This is a genomic window from Streptomyces sp. NPDC038280 (genome assembly GCF_055600045.1).
In genome coordinates this window covers 1-25,608 of record NZ_JBVJYZ010000021.1, presented here as the reverse complement: position 1 = coordinate 25,608, position 25,608 = coordinate 1, and the positions used below count along the sequence as shown (strand labels likewise).

The following is a 25,608-nucleotide window of genomic DNA, read 5'->3' as shown; positions in this document are numbered from 1 at the left end:
GTCATGGGGCCACGCCCTGCCCGGCTCCCGGAGCGCGCTCCTCTCGGGCGCTCGCCGCGCCCCCAGTCCGGAACCGTTCCGCCGCAGGTGGCGGTCCGTGGACCTTGGCGAGGGCGTTGCGGACCGCCACGCGCCCTGCCCTGCGGAACGCGCGCGGGTGCGAGTCGACTTCGTGAATGCGGACGCTCCGCAGGACGACGGCCACAGCGACGTTGGTACGGTCGCCCAGCTCGGCCAGCTCCTCGCGCACCCCCGCCTCCACCGCCGCGTGCAGCTCGGCCAGCTCCTCGGAAGAGTAGCCCCGGACGCCCGCCGTCTCGGCGATCTCGAACGAGACCCCTTCCTCCCAGGGCTCGAAGTCCACAGTGACGTCCGCGAAGTCGGAAGGGCACCCCGCCTGACGGACGAACACCGCCCGGACTCCTCTGAGGGGGTGGGGCGGAAACGTCGTCGCTTCGGGGTCCATGGGAGCACGGTAGTCCGGGCGCGTTCCATGGGCAGCGGGGCCTGAGGTTCCGATCGCCGGCCGCGTCGTGGGCTGCGGACCGGGGTCCTCGCGGCGGCGCCGTACAGCCGATGTCATGTACCAGGTGCACGGTGGGGTCGCCATCCCGGCTTCCCGCGCAGCGGGCCGTCCCGCGAGCCCGAGTCCCCCGACTCAGTGGGCCTGCGGCGGCTGACAGCTCCGCCGCGCTTCCCCCCCACGCCACGCCTTGCCCCGACCCTGGAACAGCGGGACCCTGGTGGTACAGGCGGCCGGGCGTGACCGGCGCGCCGGAAGAGGTGCGCCCGCCCGGTGGGGAAGGGGTGACCCATGCGGATGTTGCTGAAGGTGCAGTTCGACACGCCAACGTCCAACCAGGCCATCAAGAACGGCACGCTGCAGAAGACGATGGAGTCCGCCCTTGAGGCCCTGCGCCCCGAGGCTGCCTACTTCACCACCGAGGAGGGCTGCCGTACCGCGTACATCTTCTTCGATCTGGAGGAAACATCGCGGATGCCGGCCGTCTCCGAACCGTTCTTCCTGGAACTCGGCGCCAAGGTCATCTATACGCCGGTCATGAACCGGGAGGAACTGGGTACGGGCCTGGCGGCCCTGAGGTCCGGCGGATAACGGGCGGTCGCCGCATTCCCGTTCCGACGTGAGCCCGGTCCTGTTCGGGCCCCTCCTCTCGCGCCGCCGGGCGACGACCACCGGTCGGCCTCACGCCACGCCCGGCGCGCCCTTCTGTCTGTCTCCTGTCCGGTTCTCCCCTCTCCGGTCGACCCGCCGCGTCCCCCGCGCGGCGGGTCGACCGGCGCGTCGTGCCGGTCGATGCCTCACCCGAGATGTTCTGAATGCAACGATTCATCGGCATTCGTAAGCCTGTTTACGCGGCGCCGCCCTCGGCGAGGAGATCCGATGCCCACCCAGGTGAACCCGACCGCAGTGCCTCTCGCGTCGCCGACCGAAGAGGCGCCCGTGTGCTTGGTCCCTTCGCGCGGCGGCTCTTGCGTCCCGGGCCGATCGATCCCGTCATGGAACGGCTGGTGACCGAGGCGTACGGCGCGTTCCCGCGCATCGCGGACCACGCCGGGGTGGCCGCCCGGCGCGGCGGCGCCACCGGGCAGCTCGCGGCGCGGGCCGGCCTCGCTCCCACGGCGCCGCCCGCAGGACGGCCACCCACCGGCGGGCGGCGGCAGTGCTCGCCGCACATGGCCGGGCTCGCCCCACCGGAACCGGCCCCACGGCTGCTGGCGAAGGAGACCCGATGACCGACACCGCACTTCTGGCGACTGCCCAGCGGTGGTCCTCACGCGCCCTGCACTGGTTGCACACCCTGCACGAACAGGGCCACGGCCGCCTCCCGCCGGATGTCACCGTCGACCTCGCGGATCCGAACAGCTCCTTCAAGCCGCTCGGCGAGACCGCACTCGCCGCCTCCCTGGTCCTGCGCGACGGCGTCGCCGGATCGAGCGACATCGAGGCGGCCCGCGCGCTGATCGACTTCTGCTGGCACCAACTGCACGACGGCAACCTGCTGTACGAGCGGCAACTGCGGTACATGATGCTCACCGATCCGCTCGAGATGTACGCCCACTTCGCCCGCGCCGGATACCGCCACCGCCCCCTGGACGACCTGCTCGACTCGTACAGCGCCCTGCGGACCCCGCACGCCGTGGAGCTGATCCCCAACCGCAGACTCGCGGTGGCCAACGCCCGCAGGGTGGCCGGCCTCGGCCCCGAGCCGGACTGGGCCGCGCTCGCCGCGGGCACCTGGCTCGGCGCCACGCCGGAGCCGTGGGCCGTCGACTGGAGTACGGGATACGACATCACCCACACGGTGTTCCACCTGACCGACTGGGGCGCCCGGCCCCAGGACGTACCGGAGCCGATGCGGGACTATCTGTGCGACTGGCTGCCGGCGTGGGTGGACATCTGGCTGGAGGCCGGTCAGCTGGACCTCGTCGGCGAACTGCTGATCGTGGACGCGTCGATCGGCGACCCCGTCTGCGGCGCCGACGCCTGGAACCATCTCGCGGCCGCCCAGCACGCGGACGGGCTGACCCCCCGGGACAGCGAGCCGGTCACGGACGACGTGGCGCAGGCGTTCACGGACCACGCGCACGCGGCCGTGGTAGCCGTCGTCGCGGGCACGGTCATGCTGTCCCGGATGCTCGGTTCGTCTCCCGTGGCGGTATGACCGCACCCGCCCGGGTGAGGTCGTACGGGCGGTCCCGCGGGCGCCACGGTCGTCAGGGCCCGCGTCGACGGCGAAGGACCTGGTGCGGGCCGTGTCACAGCGCTCCCGCCGGGGGCGTCCCCGCAGAGCCATGACCTGCCGGTGAACGAGCCGGCCCGCACCACCGTGGAGGTCAGTTCGGCTGCCGGCGGGCCCGCTTCATCTCGCGATCGACCGCCCAGGCGTCCGCGACCGGTCCGAGGTGGCCGAGCTTGTCGGGATTGTTGACCGCGCGGATGGTCTGGATCTGCCCGTCGAGCACCTCGAGGACCATGGTGTGCAGGATCTTGCCGTCCCGGTCGCGGAAGAGCGCGCCGGGCCGGCCATTGACCTCCTGCGGCTCGAACGTGACGTCGATCCGGATCAGCCAGGGGATGACCGAGCCCAGCACCCGCGCCACGTTCTCCGCGCCCATGACGGCCTTGGCCAGCTGCGGGGCCCTGCCGCCGCCGTCACCGACCAGCTGCACGTCGGCGGACAACAGATTCCGCAGCCCGCCCACATCGCCGTTCTTCAGCGCCTCGAAGAACCGCGTCGCCAGCTCCTGCCGCTCGTGGCGGTCCGCCTCGAACCGCGGCCGACCGGCTTCCATGTGCCGCCGCGCCCGCACCAGCAGCTGCCGGCATGCCGCCTCCGAACGCCCCACCGCCGCGGCGACGTCGTCGAAACCGAAGGCGAACACGTCCCGTAGCACGAACACCGACCTCTCCAGCGGACTGAGCCGCTCCAGGAGCAGCAGCGCCGCCATCGACACCGAGTCGGCCAACTCGGCCGCGCGTGCCGGATCCTGGTACGGATCGCTCAGCAGCGGCTCGGGGAACCACGGCCCGACATACTCCTCCCGTCGCACCCGCGCGGAACGCAACACATCGATCGAGATCCGTGTGACGGTCGCCGACAGAAAGGCCTTGGTCGACGTGGGCCTGGTCGCCGAGCCGTCAAAGCGCAGCCACGTCTCCTGCACCGCGTCCTCGGCCTCACTCACGCTGCCCAGAATGCGGTAGGCGATCGAAAACAGCAGCGGCCGCAGCTCCTCGAAGTCCTCAACCTTGCTCACGCCGACTCTCCTCCCCCTGGAACGCCTGTCACCTGGCCGTAATCGCCGGCGCAGGCAGCTTCTTGTGATCAGCCGGGACCACCGGTAGCTCAGAGTATTTGCTCCCGACCCGGGGCCCGTTGGCCCAAGCAGGGCACGGGCTCGGGCGAGTTGCCCGTGCCCGACCCCGGCGGGTGGAGCTCAGTGGAACTGCCCGGGCTCGTAGTCGCCGGCCGGCTGCTGGGTGATGACGTTCATCCGGTTGAAGGCGTTGATGACGGCGATCAGGGACACCAGGGCGGTGAGCTGCTCCTCGTCGTAGTACTTGGCGGCACGCGCCCACACCTCGTCACCGACCCCGCCTGCACCGTCCGCGATCCGGGTCCCCTGCTCGGCCAGCTCCAGTGCGGCACGCTCGGCCTCGGTGTAGACCGTGGCCTCCCGCCACGCCGCCACCAGGTTCAGTCGTACCGAGCTCTCGCCGGCGGCGGCAGCGTCCTTGGTGTGCATGTCGATGCAGACGGCGCAGCCGTTGATCTGGCTCACGCGCAGCGCCACCAGCTCCTGCGTCGCGGCCGGCAGCGCTGAGTCCCTCAGCGCCTTGCCCGCCGCCATGAAGTGCTTGATGATCTTGCCGGCGGTCTGGTCGGCGGTCTGACCGGTGAAGTAGTTCAGTCGCGCGTCCATGGTGTGCTCCTTCGTGGTCGTCAGTGCCTACACCCCTTGAGACGGGGTAGCCCGACGCCCTGTGACATGGACGGATGTGACCTGCGTCTCCCCGTTGCCGGCCGCGCGTCACGCGCAGAGGGTGCGCACGGCGCGTATGCGAGCGCCGCCCGTTCAGCGAGGTGCCGACGGCCGTCGCCGCACGGTGGCCGCCAGAGGCATGGCGGGTTGCAGGAGGAGGCCGACCCGGGGAGGCGTCGCCGTGCCGGGGATGTCGAGGTGGTTGCGCTGGGCGAGCGTGGCGAGCAGCAGGGCGGCTTCGACCTGTGCGAACCGGGCGCCAAGGCACGTGCGCTGGCCTCCACCGAAGGGGTACCAGGCATGGTCGGGTACGGCGTCGGGCGCGTCGGCGTCCCAGCGTTCCGGACGGAAGTCGCCGGGGGAGGGGAACCAGCGAGGGTCGCGGTGCGTGGTGAACGGGCTGCACCAGACGATGGTCCCGGCGGGGACGGGGGTGCCGGCGAGAGTGGCGCCCTGCCGGGCCGACGCCCCGATGAGCCAGGCGGGCGGGAAGAGCCTCATGGCCTCTTTGACCACCTGTTGAGTCCAGACCAGGTCGTCGTAGTCGTCGATGGTCGGCGCGCGGCCGCCCAGGACCCGGTCGAGTTCGAGGTCGAGCCGCGCCCGAGCCCCGGGCGACGCGGACAGCAGGTACCACGTCCACGTCAGGGCGGTCGAGGTCGTCTCATGGCCGGCGGCCCACAGCGTCACCGCCTCGTCGCGGACCTCCCGGGCCGTCAGGGGCCGCCCGTCCTCGTCGCGTGCCGCGAGGAGCCTGCTCAACAGGTCGTCGCGCTCCTCGCCGTCGTCGGTGGACCCCTGCCGCTCGGCGATGAGCCGGTGCACCTCGCTGTCGATCGTGGCCACCGCCCTCAGGAGGCGAAGACGCTCGGGGGTGCGCACCCAACCGGGCAGGAAGAGGGAGATGCCCCGCAGTTCGGCGCCGATCGTATGGCCCCCCACGGCCATCGCGTCGGCCAGTGCGCGCGTCTGGTCGCCCAGGTCGTTCCCGAACAGCGTCCGCAGGACGATTCGCTGGGTGATGAGCGCCATCTGTTCGTGCACGTCGACCCGCTCGCCGTCCCGCCACTCCTGCGCGGCCGCCGTCGCGCAGTCGACCATGGTGGAGGCGTAGGCGCGGACCTGACGCGGGCGGACGGTGGGCTGGACCAGGGACCGCTTGCGTCGCCAGTCGGCGCCCTTGCTGAGGATGACGCTGTTCCCGGTGATCTGCCGGAAGGCCCAGCCGATCTCCAGGATGTCGAAGGTCCGTTCGCGGGCCGCCAGGAACTCGGCGATGTGCTGGGGATGGGAGAGGAACATGCTGCGCCTCGGGCCCAGGGACCACGTCACGGCGTCACCGAAGTCGTCGCGCAGTCGCGTCAGGAACGCCAGGGGATCCTTGCCGAACGCGGGCAGGTTCCCGAGGAGCGGCAGACCGCGCGGCCCCGGGACCGGACGCAGTGGGACGGAGGACATGGACACGGATACGGACACAGCGGCTCCCGGCCTCGACGATCGCGGTGCTGGTCGAACGGGCCCGCTGGGCAGGCCCTCATCGAGGTGAAGCTCCCCCCTGCGTACGACGCCTAGCCTCCGCGTCCCCCGAAAGGGTTGCCCCTGGGGGATCGGCCGGGGTCGGAGCGGTCGGCGTGCGCGCCGTGCGGAGATGAAAAAGCACCGTTGCGCGCCCCGGACTGCGGGACGCGCAACGGTGTGGGGGGGTGGCGGTCAGAAGGTCAGGTTCCAGGCGTCGATCCTGCCGGTGTCCTGCGACGCGATGTCGCGGACGCGGAGCTTCCAGGTGCCGTTGGCGACTTCGGCGGACGCGTTGACCGTGTAGGTCTTGACCACGTTGTCCGTGCCGTCGTTGTCGGTGAAGTCCTCCAGGAGGTACACCGTGCCGTCCGGGGCGACCAGGGAGACGACCAGGTCACCGCGGTAGGTGTGCTTGATGTCCACGCCCACCTTGAGGGTGGCCGGGGCGTTGCCGGCCACGCCGGAGACGGTGAGCGGGCTGTCGACGGTCGCGTTGTCCGCGATCGTGGCGTCCGTGGTGGTCTCGAAGTACGGGCCGGAGGGAGGAGTCGTCCCGCCGACGGCCTTCAGGGCGTCGGTCTGACCCTCACCGAAGAAGCCGTTCTTGGAGGTCGTGCCCGTGCACCGGCTGTCGGACGGGCAGGCCGTGTCGGTGGCCTGGACGCCCAGCTTCGAGCGGAGGTCGGCCGGGGTGGCGGTCGGGTTGGCGCTCGCCAGCAGCGCGGCGACGCCCGTGACGTGCGGGGAGGCCATCGACGTGCCGTTCATGTTGCCGTACTTGCCGCCCGGCAGCGTCGAGTAGACACCGGAGGTGCCGTCGCCGCCCGGCGCGGCGATGTCGATGACGCCGTTGCCGTAGTTGGAGTACGACGCCTTCACATTGCCCTTGCCCATCGCCGCGACGGTCACGACGCCCGGCAGTTCGGTGGGGATGTCGAGGCAGGCGTTGGTGATCGTGCGGGTGACCGGTGTGGAGTCGTTCGGGCTCTCCGTGTCGACCGTCTTGTTCGCCAGGTCGAGGTTGGAGTTTCCGGCGGCGGCCACCTGGAGCGAACCGTGGCTCTCGGCGTACTCCTGGGCGCGCTTGACACCCTCGATGATGGCGGCCTGGTCGGCGTTGTCGGGGCAGTTGAACTGCCACGGGTCGGTGTAGTAGCTGTTGTTGGTGACCTTGAACCCGTGGTCACCGGCCCACATGAAGCCGCAGATCGTGTTCTCCGCGAAGAACAGGCTGCTGCCCGGCTCGGCGATGCGGACCGAGGAGAGCTTGACTCCCGGCGCGACACCGACGACGCCCTTGCCGTTCTTGGCGGCCGCGATCGTGCCGGCGACGTGCGTGCCGTGCGTGCCGACGTCTCGCCAGGCGCCGGCGCGGGTGTCCGCCTTGCCGTAGGCGCAGGAAACGGAGTCGGCGGCGTTGAAGTTCGGGGCGATGTCCTGGTGCTGGTCGTCCACGCCCGTGTCGAGCACGCCGACCTTGACCGACGAGGAGCCGGTGGTCACGGCCCAGGCCTGGTCGGCCTTGATCTGGGTCATGTCCCAGCGCAGGCTCTCGGTCAGCGTCGTCGCCGACTGGGTCGGGTTCGTCGGCAGCGCCGGGTTGTACGCGTCCGCCGGGACGTCCGAAGTACGCGTCGCGCCGACCTGCTGTACCCCGGGGACGGCGCGCATGGCGGAGGCGAATCCGGCCGAGGCGGAGTGCGCGACGATCACGCCGATCGCGTCGTACGAGGCGAAGACCGAACCGCCGTTGCCGGCCACGGCGGCGCGCACCGAGGCGGTGTCAGCGGGCGCGGTGATCACGAGGTGGGCGCGGGTCCCCGCGGCCCAGGCTGCCGCCGGTGCCTGTGGTGCGGTCGCGGCGGCGACGGCGGGAGTTCCGAGAGCCAGCGTGGCGCCAAGGGTGACGAGGGCGACCGCGGGGGCACGGAACCGGTTGAATCTGTGACGTATCAATGCGTCCTCCGAGTCCCGGCAGCCGGTCGGGCCGCCGGGGCCGAATGTGTAGGGGGCGAACGCAAGATGTCAGAGACGTGAGCCACGGAGGAAGAGGGGAATCCCTTGTCTTGGCCGGGGCGAGGCGCAAGGGTTCGAAGGGCACCCGCTGATGGCCCGCCTCACCTTCGGCCCCCCTGCCTGACCGAGCCCCCGTCGAGGGAGGGGGCGGCCGTCCGTCACTGCCGCCGCCCACCGTCACGGTCCGCGTGTGACGGAGCGTCAGTGGCCGGACGTGCCCCGCACCCCCGGCGTCAGTGGTCCACAGTGACCACGATCTTGCCGAACTGGGTGTTGGACTCCATGTGCTGATGTGCTCGCACGATGTCCTCCAGCGGGAACAGGCGGTCCACCTCCGGCCGGAACGCCCCGGTACGCAGGCCGGAGGCGACGAACGCCGCTCCCCGGCGCAGCCTCTCGGGATCCTTGGTGATCTCGAGGACCGTGTACGTGCGCATGGCGAGCGCGGGCATGCCCAGGTCGAATCCGGGATAGGGCGTCGGCTGCCCGCTCTGCGCGCCCCAGAGGAAGAGCGTTCCACCGGGGGCCACGGCCCTGGCCAGCTCCACGACGCCCGGACCGGCGACGGCGTCGAAGACGTACTCGGCGCCTCTGCCGCCGGTCAGCGCCAGCACGCGGCCCGCCACGTCCTCCTCGTCCGAGACGATCACCTCGGCGGCGCCCGCCTCGACGAGCCGCTGCCTCTTGGCGCGGGTGCGGGTGATGGCGACGGGTGTGGCACCCACGCGATGGGCTGTCTGGATCGCGGCCAGACCGACGCTGCTGGAGGCCGCGTTGACCACCGCCACGTCTCCGGGGCGCATGCCGCCCACCTCCACCATGGCGCCGTAGGCGGTGAGGTACGGCATCCACACCGCGGCGCCGGACACCGCGTCCACGCCGTCCGGGCGGGCCAGGAGCGCGGTCGCGGGCACGATCGCCCGATCGGCGTACACGCCGTAGTCGTTCTGCGAGAAGTTCGGCACGACGCTCACCGGCTGCCCCTGCTCGAACCCGGTCACTCCCGGACCGATCGCCTCGATCACACCGGCGGCCTCCGTTCCCAGCCCCGCGGGTAACCGCTTGACCGGCTCGATGTACTGCCCACTGCGGAAGAGCACTTCGGCCCTGTTGATCCCGATCGCCTCCACCCGGATCCTCACCTCGCCCGGTCCCGGATCGCCCGTCTCCAGTTCCTCCAGCCGCAGCACCTCGGCCCCGCCGGTCTCGTGGAACCGCACTGTCCTCGCCATGTCCGCCTCCTTGGCTCGTCGTTGAACGCCGAGCCACTGTGACGCAGAAGTACGATCGCCGTCAAACTTTGATGCGTGTCGTACTATGGGGCCATGGGACGTACCCCGCCACACCCGGACGTGTCGCAGTTCGACCTCCAGCAGGTACTGGAGGCCCTCGTCGATCCGGTACGCCGGAGCATCGTGACGCAGCTCGCCGCCGCCGACGAGGACGTCAAGTGCGGGGCTTTCGACACGCCGGTCAGCAAGTCCACCGCCACCCACCACTTCAAGGTGCTGCGCGAGGCGGGCCTGATCCGCCAGTACTACGTCGGCACCTCGCGGATGAATACGCTGCGCCGCGCCGACATGGACCACGCGTTCCCCGGACTGCTCGACGCCCTCACCGCACCCGGGCCTCCGGCGGGCTGACTCAACGGGCGGCAGCCGTCCGGCGGGTGCCCGGCGGCGGCAGGGCGTCGCGGACGATGGCGCCGGCGGCCCGGGCGGTGGCGAGGACCGGGCCCGTGTCGTGTGCCGCGCGGGCCAGCATGAAGGCGCCTTCCAGCAGGGCGATGACCGAAGTCGCCGTGTCCCGTGCGGTGTTCGGCGTGATGCCGGTCGCGGTGTAGAAGGCGGCCAGGGCCGCCGTCCAGGAGGAGAAGACGTCGGCCGTGGCCCGGCGCAGCCCCTCATGCGTACTCGCGACCTCCAGGGACACGGTCGCGATCGGACACGGATCGGTGAAGTCCAGCTCCCGCAGCGTCTCGGCGGCCCCCTCGAAAGCGGCGACGGTGGCGGCGACCGGATCGGCCGACGGGTCGGCGAACAGGGCGCCGATCAGCTCCAGATAGGCCGCACCGGACGTACGGACGACCTCTTCGCCGAGCTGCGCCTTGCCGCCGGGGAAGAAGTGGTACGCCGAGCCGTACGGCGCCCCGGCCGCCGCGACGATCTGCTTCATCCCCGTGGCCGCGTAGCCCTGCCGCCGAAAGAGCCCGGTGGCCGCCGCCACGATCCTCTGTCTGGTGTCCCCCGTGGTCCTCATGCCGAGTAGTCTCTCACTAGATCGGTCTATCAAGAGCCGGGGGTCACGCCATGCCAGAGATCGAACTGAACGCCGGAACCATCGAGTTCATCGACACGCGAGCCGACACGCAAACGGGCGCGGGCTCCGCCGACCGGAGCCGTACGCGGGAAACGGTGGTCCTCCTCCATGGGCTCGCCTTCGACGAAACCGTCTGGGACGGGGTCCTGGCGGAGCTGCGCGACGACTTCCGCGTGGTGATCCCCGTCCTGCCGCTCGGCAGCCACCGCCGTCCCATGCGTCCCGACGCGGATCTGTCGGCCCAGGGCGTGGCCGACCTGGTCGCCGAGTTCCTGGAGCGACTGGACCTGCGCGGGGTCACCCTGGTGCAGAACGACGCCGGCACGGCGCAGCTGCTGGCGGGAGCGGGCGACGAACGCGTGGCCCGGCTCGTCCTGACCTCCTGCGAGGCGCTCGAGAACTACCCGCCGGGCGTCCAGGGCCGCACCCTCCTGGCCGCGAGCCGGATCCCGGGAGGCCTCTTCCTCCTGCTCCAGTCCTTCCGGGTGCCCTTCCTGGCCGCGATGGGCAGTTCACTGGGTGGTATGACCGCGCGCGTCATCCCGTACGAGATGGTCCGCCGCTGGTACCGTCCGCTGCTCACCGACCGGGCGATCCGCCGCGACCTCGCCCGCTTCCTTCGCTCCACGCGGAAGGACACCTATGTGCGGGCCGCCGAGCGGCTCCGCGGTTTCGACCGGCCGGCGCTGGTGGCCTGGGGGGCGCGGGACCGGATGATGCCGGCATCGACGGGCCGTCGGCTCGCCGAACTGCTGCCACAAGGGCGGTACATCGAGATTCCCGACGCGGGAACGCTGGTGCCCCTCGACAATCCGACGGCACTCGCCGACGAACTGCGCCGGTTCATCAAGGAGAACCCGGCCTGATCGCGGGGGCGCCGGGAGCCGTCGTACCGACCCGGCACGTGCGCTGCTGCTCGCGACGGTGGCGGTAGCCGCGACGGGCCTTCCGGGATCGGCCGGCCCACCGCCACTTGAACCTGACACCGGTGTCAGCTTCTACCGTCGGAACATGACGAACACAGCGAACAACTCCCGCCTCTTCGAGTCCGCCCGCCTCGGCGACCTGCGACTGCCCAACCGCCTGGTGATGGCACCGATGACCCGCAACCGCGCCGGCGCCGACGGCGTCCCGCAGCCGGTCATGGCCATCTACTACGCCCAGCGCGCCTCGGCCGGCCTGATCATCGCCGAGGCCGCCACCCCCAACGCCGTGGGCCAGACCTACGCCAACATCCCCGCCCTCTACACCGACGCCCACACCGCGGGCTGGCGCCGCGTCACGGACGCGGTACGCGCCGAAGGAGGACGGATGTTCCTCCAGCTGCAGCACGGCGGCCGCGTCGGCCACCCCGACAACAGCGGACTCACGCCCGTCGCCCCGTCGCCGATCGCGCTCCCCGACACCGTCCACACCCCCAGCGGGCACCAGCCGTCCGTGGTGCCGCGCGAGATGACCGTCGAGGACATCCAGTCCACGGTGGCGGACTTCGCGGCCGCCGCCCGCCGGGCCGTCGAGGCGGGCTTCGAGGGGGTGGAGGTGCACTCGGCCAACGGCTACCTGCTCCACCAGTTCCTGGGGCAGGGCACCAACCGGCGCACCGACGCCTACGGCGGCCCGGTCCAGCACCGCATCCGGTTCACCGTGGAGGTGGTCCGGGCCGTCGCCGAGGCGATCGGCCCCGACCGGGTGGGTGTGCGCATCGCCCCCGGAATCACCGTCAACGGCATGGACGAGGGCGACACCGAGGACATCTACCCGGCGCTCGTCGCCGCGCTCGCCGACATCGGACCGGCCTACCTCCACGTCGTCTTCGCCGACCCCGACCAGCTCCTCTTCCAGGAGATCCGTAAGGCATGGCCCGGCACGCTGATCGCCAACCCGGTGCTGGGCTGGGGAGGGCCGTTGCCGGCCGACGGCGGCAAGGCGGCGGGCGAGCGGCTCCTGTCCTCCGGCGCCGACCTGATCTCCCTGGGCCGCGCCTTCCTCGCCAACCCCGACCTGGTCGAACGACTCCGCGTCGACGCCCCGCTCAACGCCGTGCGCGACAAGCACCTGATGTACGTGGGCGGGGCGGAGGGCTACACCGACTACCCCGCGCTGGGTTCATCCCCCGCCGCCGCCCTGTAGGGCGGCCCGGCGTACCGCCGGGTTTGCGTACGCGGTGCGATCCAAAGTGCGCAGTGCGCCGTACACAGTTGTGCGACTTCCACCCGAACCGGCGCTGAAGCCGGACACCGGCGTACAGACTCGACAGCATTCTCATCGGGGACGTACAACTCCCGCGCACATCGAAGACTTCGGGGGACCACACACATGCAGGCCACCACGATCGTCGTCAGCGGCATGCACAGCGGGCCGAACCCGTCACCCGGTCTGGGCGTCGCGCACTCCCTGAAGCTGGCCGACCCGGACCTCCGCGTCATCGGCCTCGACTACTCCGCGGCGAGTTCGGGCCTGCACGCCACCGTGCTCGACGATGTCGTGCTCCTTCCCAGCTGGGACGAAGTACATCTGAACGCATGGCTCGACCAGATCTCGGAACTGCTGGCCGCCGCCGGTACCTTTCTCATCCCCACCCTGGACCTGGAGGTCCGGCTCCTGGCAGAGAACTTCGGACGGCACCAACGCATCCTGGCGCCGGCCAAGGAAGCCATCGAGCATGTGGTGAAGCCACCCCTCGCTCTCGCGGAAGCCCTCGGACTTCCCGTCCCGGGCTTCATCACGGCCACCGACTGGGACCACACGGAACGCTTTGTGCGCCACTCGCCCCACGGAGTGTGGGTGAAGGGCCAGCATTACGAGGCGTTCCGCGCGCGGACCGCGGACGAGGCGCTCGCCGCCGGGGAGTTCATCAGGGAGGAGTGGGGAGGGGACTGGCATCTGGAAGCGCACGTGCCGGGCCAGGAGTGCGGGATCGCGTTCAGCGCCTACGAGGGCGAGCTTCTCGACGCGGTCCTGATGACGAAGGCGGTCCTCACCGCGGAGGGCAAGACATGGTCGGGAGAGATCGCCGAGTTACCGGACAGCCTGTGGAAGAGCCTGCGCGACCACGTGGCGGATGTCGCGTGGACCGGCGGAGGTGAACTGGAGCTGATCCGCTCGTGGACCGGCGAGTTCACGATGATGGAGGTCAATCCGCGGTTCCCCGCATGGATCCACGGCGCGAGCATCTGCGGCGCCAACCTGCCCGCGGCGCTGGTGACTCAGCGCGCGCGCCCAAGGCACCGTTCACTGAGCAGCGGATTCACCAGAGTGGTCGACGAGATCGCCGTATCACCCGGCCTCGGCCTGGCCTCATACCCCTGGGGACCCTCCGGCGGCATCGCTCCGGCCACCAAGCACCCGTCGGGGATGCGCAGTCTCGGGCGGAGGACCGGCAGTACCGAGGAGGACGCCACGACGAAGGGGGTTCCGTTCTGGGGCGCCCCCGGGAGCTCCGGGGTCTCTGCGCCTTCAGAGGTCCCAGGGACCTCCGCTATCTCCGGGACTTCGGGGATCTCCCAGGGCTCGTCACGCGGCTCCACCCCGCAGATCGCGGACGCGGCACGCGCCTACGAGGCCCTGCTCCCCACGCCGTCCCCCGTCTGGTCGACGCCCCGTCGCCAGATCCTCGCGACACTCGTCGACCAACAGACCACGGCACTGCAGGAACAGCTGCGAGGACTGCCCGAGCTCGTCCTGGCACACAGCGTCAAGACCTGCCCCCACCCGGACCTGCTGGCCCGTGCGGCGCGCCTCGGACTGATCGCCGAGGCCATCACGCTCGACGAGCTGGACACGGCAACCGCCGCCGGCTTCGACCCCGCGCGGTCCATCCTCAACGGACCCGCCAAGTGGTGGCCGCCACGTGAAGAAGTGCGCTGCTGGGCCTTCTTCGCCGACTCGACCGACGAACTCGAACAACTGCTCCGTTCCATGGACCGGGGATTCACGCTCGCCGCCGACGTCGTGGGGATACGCGTCGCGCCACCGGGTCTGCCCAGCCGCTTCGGGGTCACCTTCGAACGAAGCGGTGATCTGCGGAAGGCGGCAGGGCTGGTGGCCGAGTTACGCGCCAGGCTGGGCGGCGCCGACTGGGGTGTCCACTTCCACCACGCCGAAAGCGTCGTGGGGCCGGAAGGCTGGCAGCGCGAGGCGGCGGCGGCGCTCGGCTTCGCCGATCCCCTCGCCGACCGGCTCGGCGCCCCGCCCGCGGTCGTCGACCTCGGTGGTGGCTGGCACGTGGACGACCTGGCCGTGGTGCGCCCGTCCCTCGACCGGGTACTGACGGACGGACCGCACTGCCTCCGTTCGACGTCTCCGACGCTCGTCCTGGAGCCGGGCAAGCTCCTGACGCAGCCGGCCGCCGCCGTCCTCACCCGGGTCCTTCTCGTCAAGGGCCGCGGGGCCTGCGCGGACGTCGTCGTCGACGCCGCGCTCGGCGACATTCCCGAAGCCCGGTACCGAGCCCACCCCGTCTCCCGGTTCGATGGAGAAGCCTGGACACCGGTCGGCCCTGGAAGGGGCCGGCTACTCGGACGCTCCTGTATGGAGGGCGACGTCCTCGCCGAGGGCGTGGACGTGAGCTCGCTGGCCGAAGGGGATGTTCTCGCCTTCGGTATGTGCGGAGCGTACGACCTCGCCATGGCCTACCCCTTCGGACGAGGCGCCATGGGAGAGGTGTTCGCATGACCTTCAGCCCCGAAGACCGGCGCCGGCTGGATGCGATCGGGCTCTCCCGGATCTCCCACCATGAGGCGACGTGCTGCCGCGAAGCACGCCGCCTCGTCCTGACAGGCTTCGAGCGCTGGCCGGACATCGGCTCACGGCTCGCGGCCGTACCCGTACGCGTGCACTGGGGGCCCGTACGGTGGCCTCTGCACTGGTGCGAACTGGCCGAGCCGGAGGAGCTCACCGGAGACTGTGGTGTCCATGCTGACCTGGCCGCCGAACTGCTGACGCGCGCGGGGATCCCGCACGCTCGCGGGCGGGCGGCGATCACGCCCTCACCCTTCGCCCCCGCGCACTGGAAGGCGGCCTGGGCGGACGCCGGGCTGTACGCGCCGTGGATAGGGGAGGCCGTGGTCCACCACGAAATCCTGCGCGTCGGCGATCGATGGTGGGACCCGACGGAGGCGCGCTGGTTCTCCGACCCCGGGGCGCACGTCCTCGCCGGTCGCATAACGGCGGTCCGCGAGGAAGGGCAGAGCTGGCAGTCGGCGCCGGCGTCGGCGCATGTGTCCCCGCCGGCGCCTGTGCCGCTGGAAGGCTGAGGAAGGCGCGCCGCGGGCCAGGGGAGCGAACGTGAAGAAGCCGATCGGCCTCGCCGCACTCAGCACCGGTGTGCTGCTTTCCTTTCCCCTGCTCGTCCTCATAGAACTGACAGGCCGTTACGACCGGTTCTCCTATGGGCGGCACGCGGAAAGGATCAGAGAACTCCTTCCCCGAGCGATCGCCGCCCGGTTATCACCGCTGATACCGCTCTACGCGGTCTTTCCGCCGACCGTCGACCTGCTCGCCGCCCGTTCCGCCGGCGCGGCGGTCCTCGGATGCCTGGTCGTCGTCGCCTGGCTGCTGGGCGCGCTCGCCCTCGCCGAGATCTACTCCGTATGCCTGCACCGCGAGTCGTACATAGCCGCGTTCGAACCGTGGGTGCTCCCGGCGGACCACTCCCCGCTGGGCGCTCTCCCCGTGCGTCCGGCGGACCGGCGCCTCCAGCACCTGGCACGGGTGCAGCTGCTGCACTGCGTTCCGCTGATCGCCACGGGACTCCTTGCCGGAGTGTGGACCGGGCCGCTGGGCTGCCTCGCCGGGGTTCTCTTCCTGACCAAGTACCTCGCGCCGGCCTGGGTGGACTTCGAGGCCTACTTCCACTGGGACATGCACTGCCAGGTGCTCAACCTCCGCGACCGGCCCTTTCTGACGTCGGTCTGGCGCGCCCTGTCGGACTGGGTCATGGGGCCGATGATCGGTTCACTTCCCCGGTTCTACGGCACCGAACACCTGGTCATCCACCACCCGGAGAACGCGGGCCCCGAGGACATCCACTCCCCGCTGCCGTACGACCGGACGCGCCTCGTCGAATTCTGCTTCTTCGGCCTGAAGACATGCTTCATCCTGCTGACCGGCTGGGGGGTGCTCCTCCACCGCCGCTGTCGCGGCCCGCGACGCTACGGACTGCTCGCCGGCATCACCACCTACTGGTCCGCCGTCGCGTACCTGGTCGTCACGGACCGGCTCCTGGGCTATTGGCTGATCGCCGCCGCGCTCTATCGGGGGATCAACACCGCCAAGGCGCAGTACGTCTGGCACGGTCTGAGCGACCCCCGCAACCCCCGCCACCCGAAGGCCGGCACGGTGCTGTGGCTTCCCGAGGAACACCTGGTGGCGGGATGGGACGGCGACGATCCCGGGGCGCCCGGTGGAGAGGTCCAGCCGGACCCTCCGGACCCTCGGGACCCTCCGGACCCTTCGGACTGTCCGGGGGACGCTCACGCCGGCCGGCCGGTGCAGGTTCCCGTACTGGGCACCGACTGGGCGTTCTTCGACAACTACCACCTGATCCATCATCTGCAACCGCGAGCCCATTTCACCGAGTACCCGGAAATCCTGCGGAAGAGAGTCCCGGAACTCCTCGCCTGGGGCTGCGTCGTCATGAGGCTGAACCGCTACGACACCTTTGTCTTCGACTGCTGGGCCGGAAACTTCGCGTACGTGGCCGAGGGCCTCGTCACCCCGATGGAGACCGGCCGGCGGGCCGACTTCATCAGGGAGCGGCTGGCGCCGTTGCCGACTCACCGGAGCTACGTCGCGAGCCTCTCCACGGGGCGTGTCGGGGACGGGGTCAACTCCGTACTGATGAGGGGACTGCGGGTGGTCATGCCGTCGGCGTGACGATCCGCGGCGGCGTGACGAGCCTCCGCCCGCGTGCCGAGCGTCCCGGGTGTGAGAGGGCTGACCAAGGGTGGTGGTGGCCTGCCGCCGCGGCCCGCTCGAGGGGCATGACCGGTCACGCCGTGTGTCGCGGGTGAGTGACGCGTACCTCCGACGCACAGTGATCACCGACAAGACGCTCGAAGAACGGAGAAGGCTCATGAAGCCCAGCAGGCCGGCCGACGGCGGTCCCTCGCGGAACGTCACCCTGAACAACGGCGTCGAGATGCCGATCCTCGGCTTCGGTGTCTACCAGATCCCGCCGGAGCAGACCGAACAGGCCGTCACCGACGCCCTGGCCATTGGCTACCGGCTCCTCGACACCGCGGCGGCCTACGGCAACGAGGAAGCCGTCGGCCGGGCGATCAGGGCCGCCGGCATCCCGCGCGAGGAACTGTTCGTCACCACCAAGCTGTGGATCCAGGACCCCGGGGAGGACAACACCAAGCGCGCCTGCGAGAAATCCCTGCACAGGCTCGGCCTGGACCACGTCGACCTGTATCTGATGCACCAGCCCTTCGGCGATGTCTACAGCCAGTGGCGCGCCATGCAGGACCTGTACCGCGAGGGCCGGGTCAAGGCGATCGGCGTCTCCAACTTCTACCCCGACCGGCTCGTCGACCTCATCGACAACAACGAGATCACCCCTGCGGTGAACCAGGTCGAGACCCACCCGTTCTTCCAGCGCACCGCTGAACAGCACCTCATGCACGAGCGCGGTGTGCAGATCGAGTCATGGGGACCGTTCGCCGAGGGCAGGAACAACCTCTTCACCCATCCGCTGCTGAGCAAGATCGCCGAGGCTCACGGCAAATCCGTGGCGCAGGTCGTGCTCCGCTGGCTCATCCAGCGCGAGGTCGTCGTCATCCCCAAGTCGGTCCGCGCCGAACGGATGGCGGAGAACTTCGATGTCTTCGACTTCCAGCTCACCGGCGACCAGATGGCGTCCATCGCCACCCTGGACACCGGTGCCTCGGTGTTCTTCGACCACCGGGACCCGGCCATGGTCACCCGGCTGGGCCAGGTTCGCCTGCGCGACTGACGACGACGGAGGACACGGATGCCCATGGCATCCGGTCCCTCGCGATGCGGACCGTCCCGTCAACCTCCATGGGCACCAATGACGTTGCGCCGGCGAACGTTCGGTCCCGTGCCGCAGGGGTTGGTCTCGGTATCCGAGACGCGGCCCGCCGTTGGTGAACGTTCCGTCGGAATGCCGCCAGATTGTCCTACTGGATCAGGTCACAGGGATACGTCATGATCGCGTACTGAGGCGCAGGAACGGGGGATGCCGGTGAGGCGTCGAGCCGGCGCAGAACCGTAGTGATCCGCGATCGAGGAGGCAGACCCACTGTGGGCCCCGTGATACCGCCGCTCTATTCGCCGATTCCCCCGGCGATTCACCCCCGGCACGCGGAAGTTGACGTTCAGACCGCCGCTTGGGCCGAAACGCATCGCATCGGCTCGGAGGAACTGCGCAGCCGGCTCGTGAGACAGGACATCGGCACCTTCTCCTCACGCATCCTCCCCGAGGGTCGGCAGGAAGTGGTGAGCCTGCTCGCGGACTTCGTCCTCTGGTTGTTCGGTGTCGACGACGGACACTGTGAGGAAGGGGACCTCGGGCACCACCCGGGGGACCTCGCCGGAGCCCTTCACCGGCTGCTGCGGGTGGCGCAGAACCCCGAGGCCCCGCTGCTCCCGGGCGACCCGCTGGCCGAGGGACTCCGTGATCTGCGCAGAAGGGTGAATCGATTCGGCACTGTCGGTCAGGCGGCGCGCTGGATCGGCGCGCTGCGCGAGTACTTCTTCTCCGTCGTCTGGGAGGCGGGGCACCGGAGCGCGGGAACCGTGCCCACCCTCACCGACTACACGCTCATGAGGCTGTACGACGGCGCGACTTCCGTCGTCTTCCCGATGCTCGAGATGGCGCACGGCTACGAACTCCAGCCCCAGGAGCGGGATCACACCGCTGTGCGTGCTGCCGAGGAGATGGCCTCCTTCGTCATCACCTGGGACAACGACATCCTCTCCCACCACAAGGAGCGATCCGGGACGGGCTATTACCTCAACGTCCTGCGCGTCCTGGAGGCGGAGACGGGATCCGGTCCCGAGGAAGCCCTCGCGACGGCCATCGCCCAGCGGGACCGGGTCCTCACCCTGTTCATGCGCCTGGCCTCGCATCTGGCGGACCGGGGCAGTCCGCAGCTGCGGCAGTACATGACGGGCCTCGCCTCCTTCATCCGTGGGTCGCAGGACTGGGGCATCAGCTCCGTTCGCTACACCACTCCGGACAACCCCGCCCGCCTTCCCACGATCTTCCGGGACACGCCGACGGACGACAGCCAAGAGCCCCTGGACATCGCCTCGGTGGCGTGGTGGTGGGACGTCCTGCCCGAGGAGCGTCCACATGCGCCCGGACGCCGGGCGGGCACGGCGCGAGCGGCTCGGCGGAGGCCGGCAAGAGCCGCTTGAGGAACCGGCGGCGCGGGCCGGAGCCTGCGCCGCCGGTTCCTGGCGGGCAACCCTCGCCATGGCCTGCGCCGCCGGTTCCTGGCGGGCAACCCTCGCCATGGCCTGCGCCGCCGGTTCCTGGCGGGCAACCCGCGCCCTGGCCGGCAGCCCCGAGGCGTGCGGCCCCGCGGAAGGAGGCCGCACGCCAGGACCTGCGAGCTCAGAGGCGCGGCACGACCGTCATCGGAATGCGGTCGGCATGGGCCACCGCGGAGGCCACCTCCTTGGGCGTGTGGCCGGGCTCCGGCACCAGCTTCCAGCGGGCGAGTACGGTCGCTATCGCGACGGTGGCCTCGGTCCACACGAACAGATCGCCGATGCACTTGCGATTGCCCGCGCCGAACGGGATGTAGGCCTTGCGTCCCGGCCCGGACCGCTGCCGTTCGGGAAGCCACCTGTCGGGGTCGAAACGGTCGGCGTGCTCGTACAGGTCCGGGTCGCGGTGCATCGCGTACAGACTGAAGGCCACCTCGGTCCCGGTGGGAAGGGTGACGCCCGCCAGCTCGACAGGCTTCGTGGTGCGGCGCATCAGCAGCGTGACCCCGTGCAGCCGGATCACTTCGTCGAGCACCCGCCGGATTCCCTCCAGCCGGGGGACGTGCTCGATGGTGACAGGGCCGTCGCCGACGACCCTGCGGATCTCCTCCACGATGCTCTGCTCGATGTCGGGCCGGGCGGCGAGCTCGTGGAACGTCCAGGCGAGGGTCGCGGCCGTGGTCTCGGCGCCCGCGAAGAGGATCGTGCTGAGCTCGTCCCTCACCTCGACGTCGGTCAGGGACGTGCCGCTCTCCGAGTCCTCGGCGGCCAGCAGCAAGGACAGCAGGTCGTCGCGGTCGGTGTGCCCGGCCGCGCGCGCTGTGGCCACCACCTCGTCGATGACCTCGCGCAAGCGGGCGGCGGCGGCGTCGAAGTCGCGGTTCGCCCGGATCGGGACCCGGTCGAGGAACTTGGGGGACGCGGCCCGTATCAGCAGGTTCGTCAGGAGAACCGGCAGATGCTTGCGGACGGCCTCCACGGCGGGCCGGCCGATGTCCGTCGAGAAGAGAGTCGCCGCCAGCGTCTCCACGGCGAACCGCGCCATCGCGGGCTCCAGGTCGATGACGTCTCCCGGCTTCCAGGAATCGGCGAGGTTCCGGGCGTTGCGGCTCATGGTGGCGGAGTAGCCCGCTATTCGGTCCTTGGAGAACATCGGCGCGACCATCCGCCGGTGCTTGCGGTGCAGTTCGCCGTCCGAGTTCGCCAGGCCGTTGCCCGCCAGCGGTCTCAAACGGTCGAAGAGGCGCCCCTTCTCGAAGCTCGATACCTGACGGACAGTCACCTCATGGACGAGTTCCGGCGACGTGACCACGTACATCGGCATCGTGCCGAGGTCCACGCGCACCAGGTCGCCGTGGCGCCGCAGCGACAGCAGGAAGCCGAACGGGTCGCGCCACAGCCTCCAGGCATGCCCGAGCAGCGGTACCGCACCCGGCGGGCGGGGCACGGCACCGAGACCGGCCGTTCGCGACCCAGCTGACATTCTCGTTCCTCTCTCCAGGGTGGTGCGCACCCCTGGAGGTGCGCCACCGATCGTGCCGCGGCGCCGCAAGGCCACCGTCGGGCCTGCGCGCGCGTGGCGGTGGCACCGTGGCCACCGGCGCTGGGCAAGATCATCAGTACCCAAGTAGTAGCAGGGTTCACACGGTTGAGTCCGGGCCACTCGTCGGCGCCGAGCACGCCAGAAGTATGCTGGCGCGTCGCTGTCACCTCGTCACCCTCTGTCGAGGCGCCAGCGCTTCCCACGCCGCTGTCCCGGAGGCCTCGTGACCACCCCGTACCAAGACCAGCCCGGCACGACCACCCCGCCCCCGGGGTGCCCAGCGCACGCTCAGGACACCCGTGGTCTGCGCCGGCTCTACGGCCCCGAGGCCGAGGCCCAGCCGTACGCCCTGTACGAGCAGCTCCGCAAGGAACACGGAGCCGTCGCCCCGGTTCTGCTCTACGGTGACGTGCCGGCCTGGCTGATCCTCGGCCACCGGGAGAACCTGGAGGTCATGCGTTCTCCGCGGTTCTCCTCCGACTCCCGCAACTGGCGTGCTGTGCGGGAGGGTTCACTCTCCCCGGACTCGCCCCTGCTGCCCATCACCGCCTGGCAGCCGCTGGTGGCGCTGACCGACGGCGCGGAGCACGCCCGTCTGCGCAGCGCGGTCACCGAGAGCCTGGAGCGCTTCAACCGGCATGGGCTGCGCCGCTACATCACGCGTTACGCGACCCGCCTCATCGACGGCTTCGCGCCCAAGGGCGAGGCCGATCTCGTGGCCGAATTCGCGCGGACCCTTCCGGCCCTCGTGATCTGCCAGCAGTTCGGGATACGCGACGAGGAGGCGCTCGGCCTGGGCAGAGCGGTCGCCGACATGGTCAGCGGCAGCGAAACCGCTCTGGAGAGCAACGGGCTCGTCGTCGAGGTGATGCGCGAGCTGGTGGAGCGCAAGAAGCAGCGGCCCGGCGACGACCTGGCCAGCTGGCTGATCAGCCACGAGGCCGGTCTGACCGACGAGGAGGTCCGCGAGCACCTGAGACTGGCGCTCGTCGCCTCGCTGGAGCCCACGGTCAACCTCATCACCAACACGCTCCGGCTGGTCCTGACCGACCGCCGCTTCCGCGGCAGCCTGTCCGGCGGCCAGATGACCCTGCCCGACGCGCTGGAGCAGGTGCTGTGGGACCACCCGCCCCTCGCGGTGGTCCCGACCCGGTGGGCCCTGGGCGACACCCAGCTCGGTGGTCAGCAGATCAGGGCGGGGGACATGGTGATGCTCGGCCTCGCCGCGGGCAACGTCGACCCGGCCATCCGCCCCGACCTCTCGCTGCCGGTCCACGGCAACCGGTCGCACCTGGCCTTCGGCGCCGGGCCCCACGAGTGCCCCGGCCAGGACATCGGCCGGGCCATCGCCGACGCGGGGATCGACCTGCTCCTGGCGCGCGTCCCCGACCTGGAGCTCGCCGTCCACGAGACCGACCTGCGCGTGGTGGGCTCATGGATGTCACGTCGGCTGACGAGCCTGCACGTACGCTTCACCCCTCAGAGCCAGGACGGGGTACGTGCGGCTGCCGGAGCCCCCGCCGTTCCGGCCCGGCCCACGACCCCTCCGGTCATCGCCGCCGCCCCCGCGCCGGCCGCCCAGCCCGCGGGGTGGCTCCCGAGGTGGCTGCGCCGCCGGTAGCCGTCACAGCACGGACAGCACGGACAGCACGGACAGCACGCCCCAGGTCGCCGCGGTCGCGACCTGGAGCGCACGTATGAAGTCCCGTCCGCCGGGCGTCGCGTGCCCACCATCCGAGGCGCGGGATGCGAGATGCAACGAGCGATGTGTAAATTACACCTGGGGATCAACAAGGCGGCCCCGGCAGGCTCTTGACGCGACGAAAGGGGAGACCGTGGCAACACCGCGCACCACGACGACGGCGGCCCAGTCCGTCCTGGCGAAGCGCCTCGCCGACTTGCGAGAACAAGCGGGAAGAAGCCGGGTGGAAGCCGCTCGTGTCGTGGGAGTCCATCCCCACTCCGTGCGGCGCTGGGAGCTCGGCGAGGCCAAACCGAGCCTTCCGACGGTCGAGAAACTGCTGAGCCTGTACGGAGCAACAGCCCCCGAGATCACAGCCTTTCTCGCCGACACCGAACAGGCGAAGCGACGCCAGTGGTGGACGGCCTATCCGGTCGACGTGCTGCCCCGGGTACTGCACCGCTTCCTCAGCCTGGAGAGCGAGGCGAGTCTCATCCGGGCCTACGAGCCGCACAGCGTGCCGACGCTGCTGCGCACGGAGGAATACGCCCGCGCACTGTTGCGGGCCCAGTTCCCCGGCGCCGGGGCGAGTCTCCTCGAGCGTCACCTCGAACTGGTCGGCGAGCGGCAAAGGCAGTGTCTCGGCGAGGGGTTCGGTCGCCGCTCGGGGCCGGACGCCGACGAGAGCGGTGGACCGACCCTGTGGGTGGTTCTCGACGAGACGGCGGTGCGCCGATGTGTGGGCGGACCCGGGGTGATGAGGCGTCAGATCGAGTACCTCGTCTCCATGGCGCGCAGGCCCCGGATCAAGCTCCAGATCGTGCCCCACCGCCACGGCGTCTACCCGGGGATGGAGGGCGGACCGTTCCACCTCTTCCGCTTCACCGCCCCCGAGCTGCCCGACATCGTCTACCGCACCAGCCTGGACGGCGGCCAGTACGTGGAGAAGGGAACGGGCGCCTACCTGGAGGGCTTCGACACGATGTGCGCGGGCTACGCCGCCCCTCTACGGGAGACGCCGGCCATTCTGCGCGGTATCGAGCAAGAACTATGGATCAGTGAGTAATGGGACACGCGGCCGCGGGGAGCTCGCGCGAGATGACAGAGAGCACGAGGGAGAGCGGGACATGACCGGGGAGCACGGCACCTTCACTCCCGTCCACATCGACACCACCCGTCCGCACCCCGGACGGGTCTACAACGCGCTGCTCGGCGGCAAGGACCACTACCCGGTCGACGAGGCGGTCGCCGAGAACATCCGGCGGAACCATCCCAACGCGACCGCTTCCACATGGGCGGCCCGCCACTTCATGGAACGCAGCGCCACCTTCATGGCCCAGCGCGGCATCACCCAGTTCCTGGACCTTGGTTGCGGCGCGTCCATCGATCCCGACCTGCCGCAGATCGTCCAGCGCATCGTGCCGGAGGCGCGGGTCGTGTGCGTCGACTCCGACACCATCGTCGCGCGGCGCGCCGAGGCCCTGATGAAGGGGGCGCCAGGGGGACGCACCGTCTTCCTCCAGGCGGATCTCACCGACCCGTCCTCGGTCCTGGCCTCCCCGGAGGTGACGGAGACGCTCGACATGACGCGACCGGTCGGACTGGCCCTGAACAACGTGCTGTGCTTCATCGACGACGCGTCGCGTCCCCATGACGCCGTGGCCACCTTCGTCGACGCGCTCGCGCCGGGGAGTCACGTCTCGATATCGCACCCGACAGCGGACTTCCGCGACATGAGCAACGTCGTCGTCGCCTACAACTCCCCGAACGAAACCGGGCCCCTGAGGCTGCGCGGCCGCGCCGAGATCGAGCGCTTCTTCACCGGCCTCGACCTCGTCGAGCCCGGACTGACGACGTGCCACCGCTGGCGGCCCGACATCGTCGTCCGCAGGTTCGGCGCGATGACCATGCCGTACTGCGATTCCAGTGGAATCACCGATCTGGAGGACTCGAAGTACGCCGGCGTGGCCGTCAAACGCTAGGTGCACGATCCGTCCGCCGAACTCCGACCGCCGCCGGCCCGAGGCGGCCGACCGCACGACTTCCGGTCGAACCGTTCTGTCATCCCGGTTCAACCGGTCGCGGACCGACGCGTCCGCCGGACAGCACCCCTTGCCCCGGGGGCGCGCCCCCCCCCGGCGGCAGCTCGTCTCGCCCTCCGTGGGGCGAGCTCTCGGTCCGGGGGGTGCCTCCTCCCTCGGAGGCACCCCCGAATCTCTCAGCCCCGGCCCGCCGGGTGCCTACTCGTCCTCGTCCATGGCCGCTTCCCAGGCCGGCAGCTCCGCTCCGGCGGAGGTCGGGCAGCTCCGTGCCGAGCGCGGTTTCCGCGGCGGCCCAGTCCCCGCGGGCGTCCACGGGCACGGCCGGCGGCACCACCAGCCGCTCCAGGGCCTCCCACCCGCTCATGGCACCGCCGGCGCGTATGTTGGTCTGCTTCATGGTGGTCAGAGTAGACATCGCCCCCCTGTTCAGGGCTTATTGCTCTCTGGTGGTGGACCGTTTCTCCGTGTAGCGTCGCTGCCAGCTGTCGTGGTTCGCAGTACCTGCCCGCGCCTTGGCGCGG

General features: G+C 70.6%; 23 protein-coding genes. 14 read left to right on the top strand and 9 right to left on the bottom strand.

The window, feature by feature from the left end:
• Position 1: 1 nt before the first annotated feature.
• Complete coding sequence (locus ACZ7J0_RS29860; RefSeq protein ID WP_470892550.1) at positions 2-466, bottom strand: hypothetical protein; 465 nt, start codon at positions 464-466, stop codon at positions 2-4.
• A 348-nt stretch (positions 467-814) separates the two neighbouring features.
• Here ACZ7J0_RS29860 and ACZ7J0_RS29855 point away from each other — a divergent pair, with 348 nt between their 5' ends.
• The 3 genes from ACZ7J0_RS29855 to ACZ7J0_RS29845 all read left to right on the top strand — a co-directional run bounded on the left by ACZ7J0_RS29855 (position 815) and on the right by ACZ7J0_RS29845 (position 2,684).
• Entirely contained in the window at positions 815-1,114 is a 300-nt protein-coding gene (locus tag ACZ7J0_RS29855) for a hypothetical protein (protein ID WP_470892548.1), read from the top strand.
• Between the two features lie 404 nt (positions 1,115-1,518).
• A complete protein-coding gene (locus tag ACZ7J0_RS29850) occupies positions 1,519-1,755 on the top strand; it encodes a hypothetical protein (protein WP_470892546.1) in 237 nt (78 codons plus the stop codon).
• Positions 1,752-2,684: a DUF6895 family protein gene (locus tag ACZ7J0_RS29845; RefSeq protein WP_470892544.1), complete on the top strand. Its 933-nt coding sequence runs from the start codon at positions 1,752-1,754 to the stop codon at positions 2,682-2,684. The genes ACZ7J0_RS29850 and ACZ7J0_RS29845 overlap by 4 nt, the downstream gene beginning before the upstream one ends.
• A gap of 172 nt (positions 2,685-2,856) precedes the next feature.
• Here ACZ7J0_RS29845 and ACZ7J0_RS29840 read toward each other — a convergent pair whose 3' ends face one another.
• From ACZ7J0_RS29840 to ACZ7J0_RS29820, 5 genes are all read right to left on the bottom strand, one after another.
• The gene (locus ACZ7J0_RS29840; RefSeq protein ID WP_470892542.1) at positions 2,857-3,780 is read right to left on the bottom strand and encodes an RNA polymerase sigma-70 factor; all 924 of its coding nucleotides are present in this window, start codon (positions 3,778-3,780) and stop codon (positions 2,857-2,859) included.
• Positions 3,781-3,960: 180 nt separating this feature from the next.
• The gene (locus ACZ7J0_RS29835) at positions 3,961-4,446 is read right to left on the bottom strand and encodes a carboxymuconolactone decarboxylase family protein (RefSeq protein WP_470892540.1); all 486 of its coding nucleotides are present in this window, start codon (positions 4,444-4,446) and stop codon (positions 3,961-3,963) included.
• 153 nt (positions 4,447-4,599) lie between these two features.
• Positions 4,600-5,964, bottom strand: a complete 1,365-nt coding sequence (locus ACZ7J0_RS29830; protein ID WP_470892684.1) for a cytochrome P450 — start codon at positions 5,962-5,964, stop codon at positions 4,600-4,602.
• Between the two features lie 252 nt (positions 5,965-6,216).
• The gene (locus ACZ7J0_RS29825) at positions 6,217-7,980 is read right to left on the bottom strand and encodes a S8 family peptidase (protein WP_470892538.1); all 1,764 of its coding nucleotides are present in this window, start codon (positions 7,978-7,980) and stop codon (positions 6,217-6,219) included.
• A 293-nt stretch (positions 7,981-8,273) separates the two neighbouring features.
• Positions 8,274-9,272 (bottom strand): zinc-dependent alcohol dehydrogenase family protein, encoded by a 999-nt coding sequence (locus tag ACZ7J0_RS29820; RefSeq protein ID WP_470892536.1) that lies wholly within the window; start codon positions 9,270-9,272, stop codon positions 8,274-8,276.
• Positions 9,273-9,365: 93 nt separating this feature from the next.
• On the opposite strand from ACZ7J0_RS29820, the gene ACZ7J0_RS29815 reads away from it, so the two are divergent.
• A complete protein-coding gene (locus ACZ7J0_RS29815; protein WP_470892534.1) occupies positions 9,366-9,683 on the top strand; it encodes an ArsR/SmtB family transcription factor in 318 nt (105 codons plus the stop codon).
• A gap of 1 nt (position 9,684) precedes the next feature.
• On the opposite strand, the gene ACZ7J0_RS29810 is transcribed toward ACZ7J0_RS29815, so the two are convergent.
• Positions 9,685-10,299, bottom strand: a complete 615-nt coding sequence (locus ACZ7J0_RS29810) for a TetR/AcrR family transcriptional regulator (protein ID WP_470892532.1) — start codon at positions 10,297-10,299, stop codon at positions 9,685-9,687.
• A 50-nt stretch (positions 10,300-10,349) separates the two neighbouring features.
• Here ACZ7J0_RS29810 and ACZ7J0_RS29805 point away from each other — a divergent pair, with 50 nt between their 5' ends.
• From ACZ7J0_RS29805 to ACZ7J0_RS29775, 7 genes are all read left to right on the top strand, one after another.
• Positions 10,350-11,225: an alpha/beta fold hydrolase gene (locus ACZ7J0_RS29805; RefSeq protein WP_470892530.1), complete on the top strand. Its 876-nt coding sequence runs from the start codon at positions 10,350-10,352 to the stop codon at positions 11,223-11,225.
• A gap of 145 nt (positions 11,226-11,370) precedes the next feature.
• A complete protein-coding gene (locus tag ACZ7J0_RS29800; RefSeq protein WP_470892528.1) occupies positions 11,371-12,489 on the top strand; it encodes an alkene reductase in 1,119 nt (372 codons plus the stop codon).
• 186 nt (positions 12,490-12,675) lie between these two features.
• Positions 12,676-15,033, top strand: a complete 2,358-nt coding sequence (locus ACZ7J0_RS29795; protein ID WP_470892526.1) for a hypothetical protein — start codon at positions 12,676-12,678, stop codon at positions 15,031-15,033.
• A complete protein-coding gene (locus ACZ7J0_RS29790) occupies positions 15,030-15,614 on the top strand; it encodes a hypothetical protein (protein WP_470892524.1) in 585 nt (194 codons plus the stop codon). Before ACZ7J0_RS29795 ends, ACZ7J0_RS29790 begins: the two co-directional genes overlap by 4 nt.
• Positions 15,615-15,645: 31 nt before the next feature.
• Positions 15,646-17,235 carry a hypothetical protein gene (locus ACZ7J0_RS29785; RefSeq protein WP_470892522.1) on the top strand — a complete coding sequence of 530 codons (1,590 nt, stop codon included), beginning with the start codon at positions 15,646-15,648 and terminating at the stop codon, positions 17,233-17,235.
• A gap of 199 nt (positions 17,236-17,434) precedes the next feature.
• Positions 17,435-18,316: an aldo/keto reductase gene (locus ACZ7J0_RS29780; protein ID WP_470892520.1), complete on the top strand. Its 882-nt coding sequence runs from the start codon at positions 17,435-17,437 to the stop codon at positions 18,314-18,316.
• Positions 18,317-18,627: 311 nt separating this feature from the next.
• Positions 18,628-19,746, top strand: coding sequence for a selina-4(15),7(11)-diene synthase (locus ACZ7J0_RS29775; RefSeq protein ID WP_470892518.1), 1,119 nt, complete (start codon positions 18,628-18,630; stop codon positions 19,744-19,746).
• Between the two features lie 199 nt (positions 19,747-19,945).
• Here ACZ7J0_RS29775 and ACZ7J0_RS29770 read toward each other — a convergent pair whose 3' ends face one another.
• Positions 19,946-21,304, bottom strand: coding sequence for a cytochrome P450 (locus ACZ7J0_RS29770; RefSeq protein WP_470892516.1), 1,359 nt, complete (start codon positions 21,302-21,304; stop codon positions 19,946-19,948).
• Between the two features lie 283 nt (positions 21,305-21,587).
• Between ACZ7J0_RS29770 and ACZ7J0_RS29765 the strand changes: the two genes are divergently transcribed.
• Positions 21,588-22,985: a cytochrome P450 gene (locus ACZ7J0_RS29765; protein ID WP_470892514.1), complete on the top strand. Its 1,398-nt coding sequence runs from the start codon at positions 21,588-21,590 to the stop codon at positions 22,983-22,985.
• Positions 22,986-22,988: 3 nt separating this feature from the next.
• Here ACZ7J0_RS29765 and ACZ7J0_RS29760 read toward each other — a convergent pair whose 3' ends face one another.
• On the bottom strand, positions 22,989-23,123 hold the full coding sequence (locus ACZ7J0_RS29760; protein WP_470892512.1) for a hypothetical protein: 135 nt from the start codon (positions 23,121-23,123) through the stop codon (positions 22,989-22,991).
• Positions 23,124-23,199: 76 nt separating this feature from the next.
• Here ACZ7J0_RS29760 and ACZ7J0_RS29755 point away from each other — a divergent pair, with 76 nt between their 5' ends.
• Together ACZ7J0_RS29755 and ACZ7J0_RS29750 are read left to right on the top strand one after the other, a co-directional pair.
• Positions 23,200-24,111, top strand: coding sequence for a helix-turn-helix domain-containing protein (locus ACZ7J0_RS29755; RefSeq protein ID WP_470892510.1), 912 nt, complete (start codon positions 23,200-23,202; stop codon positions 24,109-24,111).
• Between the two features lie 61 nt (positions 24,112-24,172).
• Positions 24,173-25,027, top strand: coding sequence for an SAM-dependent methyltransferase (locus ACZ7J0_RS29750; RefSeq protein ID WP_470892508.1), 855 nt, complete (start codon positions 24,173-24,175; stop codon positions 25,025-25,027).
• The last annotated feature ends 581 nt before the right edge of the window (positions 25,028-25,608 follow it).

Coding starts and splice junctions, on each gene's coding strand:
- ACZ7J0_RS29860 (WP_470892550.1), bottom strand. CDS start 466: ATGGACCCCGAAGCGACGACGTTTCCGCCCCACCCCCTCAGAGGAGTC.
- ACZ7J0_RS29855 (WP_470892548.1), top strand. CDS start 815: ATGCGGATGTTGCTGAAGGTGCAGTTCGACACGCCAACGTCCAACCAG.
- ACZ7J0_RS29850 (WP_470892546.1), top strand. CDS start 1,519: ATGGAACGGCTGGTGACCGAGGCGTACGGCGCGTTCCCGCGCATCGCG.
- ACZ7J0_RS29845 (WP_470892544.1), top strand. CDS start 1,752: ATGACCGACACCGCACTTCTGGCGACTGCCCAGCGGTGGTCCTCACGC.
- ACZ7J0_RS29835 (WP_470892540.1), bottom strand. CDS start 4,446: ATGGACGCGCGACTGAACTACTTCACCGGTCAGACCGCCGACCAGACC.
- ACZ7J0_RS29830 (WP_470892684.1), bottom strand. CDS start 5,964: ATGTCCTCCGTCCCACTGCGTCCGGTCCCGGGGCCGCGCGGTCTGCCG.
- ACZ7J0_RS29820 (WP_470892536.1), bottom strand. CDS start 9,272: ATGGCGAGGACAGTGCGGTTCCACGAGACCGGCGGGGCCGAGGTGCTG.
- ACZ7J0_RS29815 (WP_470892534.1), top strand. CDS start 9,366: ATGGGACGTACCCCGCCACACCCGGACGTGTCGCAGTTCGACCTCCAG.
- ACZ7J0_RS29810 (WP_470892532.1), bottom strand. CDS start 10,299: ATGAGGACCACGGGGGACACCAGACAGAGGATCGTGGCGGCGGCCACC.
- ACZ7J0_RS29805 (WP_470892530.1), top strand. CDS start 10,350: ATGCCAGAGATCGAACTGAACGCCGGAACCATCGAGTTCATCGACACG.
- ACZ7J0_RS29800 (WP_470892528.1), top strand. CDS start 11,371: ATGACGAACACAGCGAACAACTCCCGCCTCTTCGAGTCCGCCCGCCTC.
- ACZ7J0_RS29795 (WP_470892526.1), top strand. CDS start 12,676: ATGCAGGCCACCACGATCGTCGTCAGCGGCATGCACAGCGGGCCGAAC.
- ACZ7J0_RS29790 (WP_470892524.1), top strand. CDS start 15,030: ATGACCTTCAGCCCCGAAGACCGGCGCCGGCTGGATGCGATCGGGCTC.
- ACZ7J0_RS29780 (WP_470892520.1), top strand. CDS start 17,435: ATGAAGCCCAGCAGGCCGGCCGACGGCGGTCCCTCGCGGAACGTCACC.
- ACZ7J0_RS29770 (WP_470892516.1), bottom strand. CDS start 21,304: ATGTCAGCTGGGTCGCGAACGGCCGGTCTCGGTGCCGTGCCCCGCCCG.
- ACZ7J0_RS29750 (WP_470892508.1), top strand. CDS start 24,173: ATGACCGGGGAGCACGGCACCTTCACTCCCGTCCACATCGACACCACC.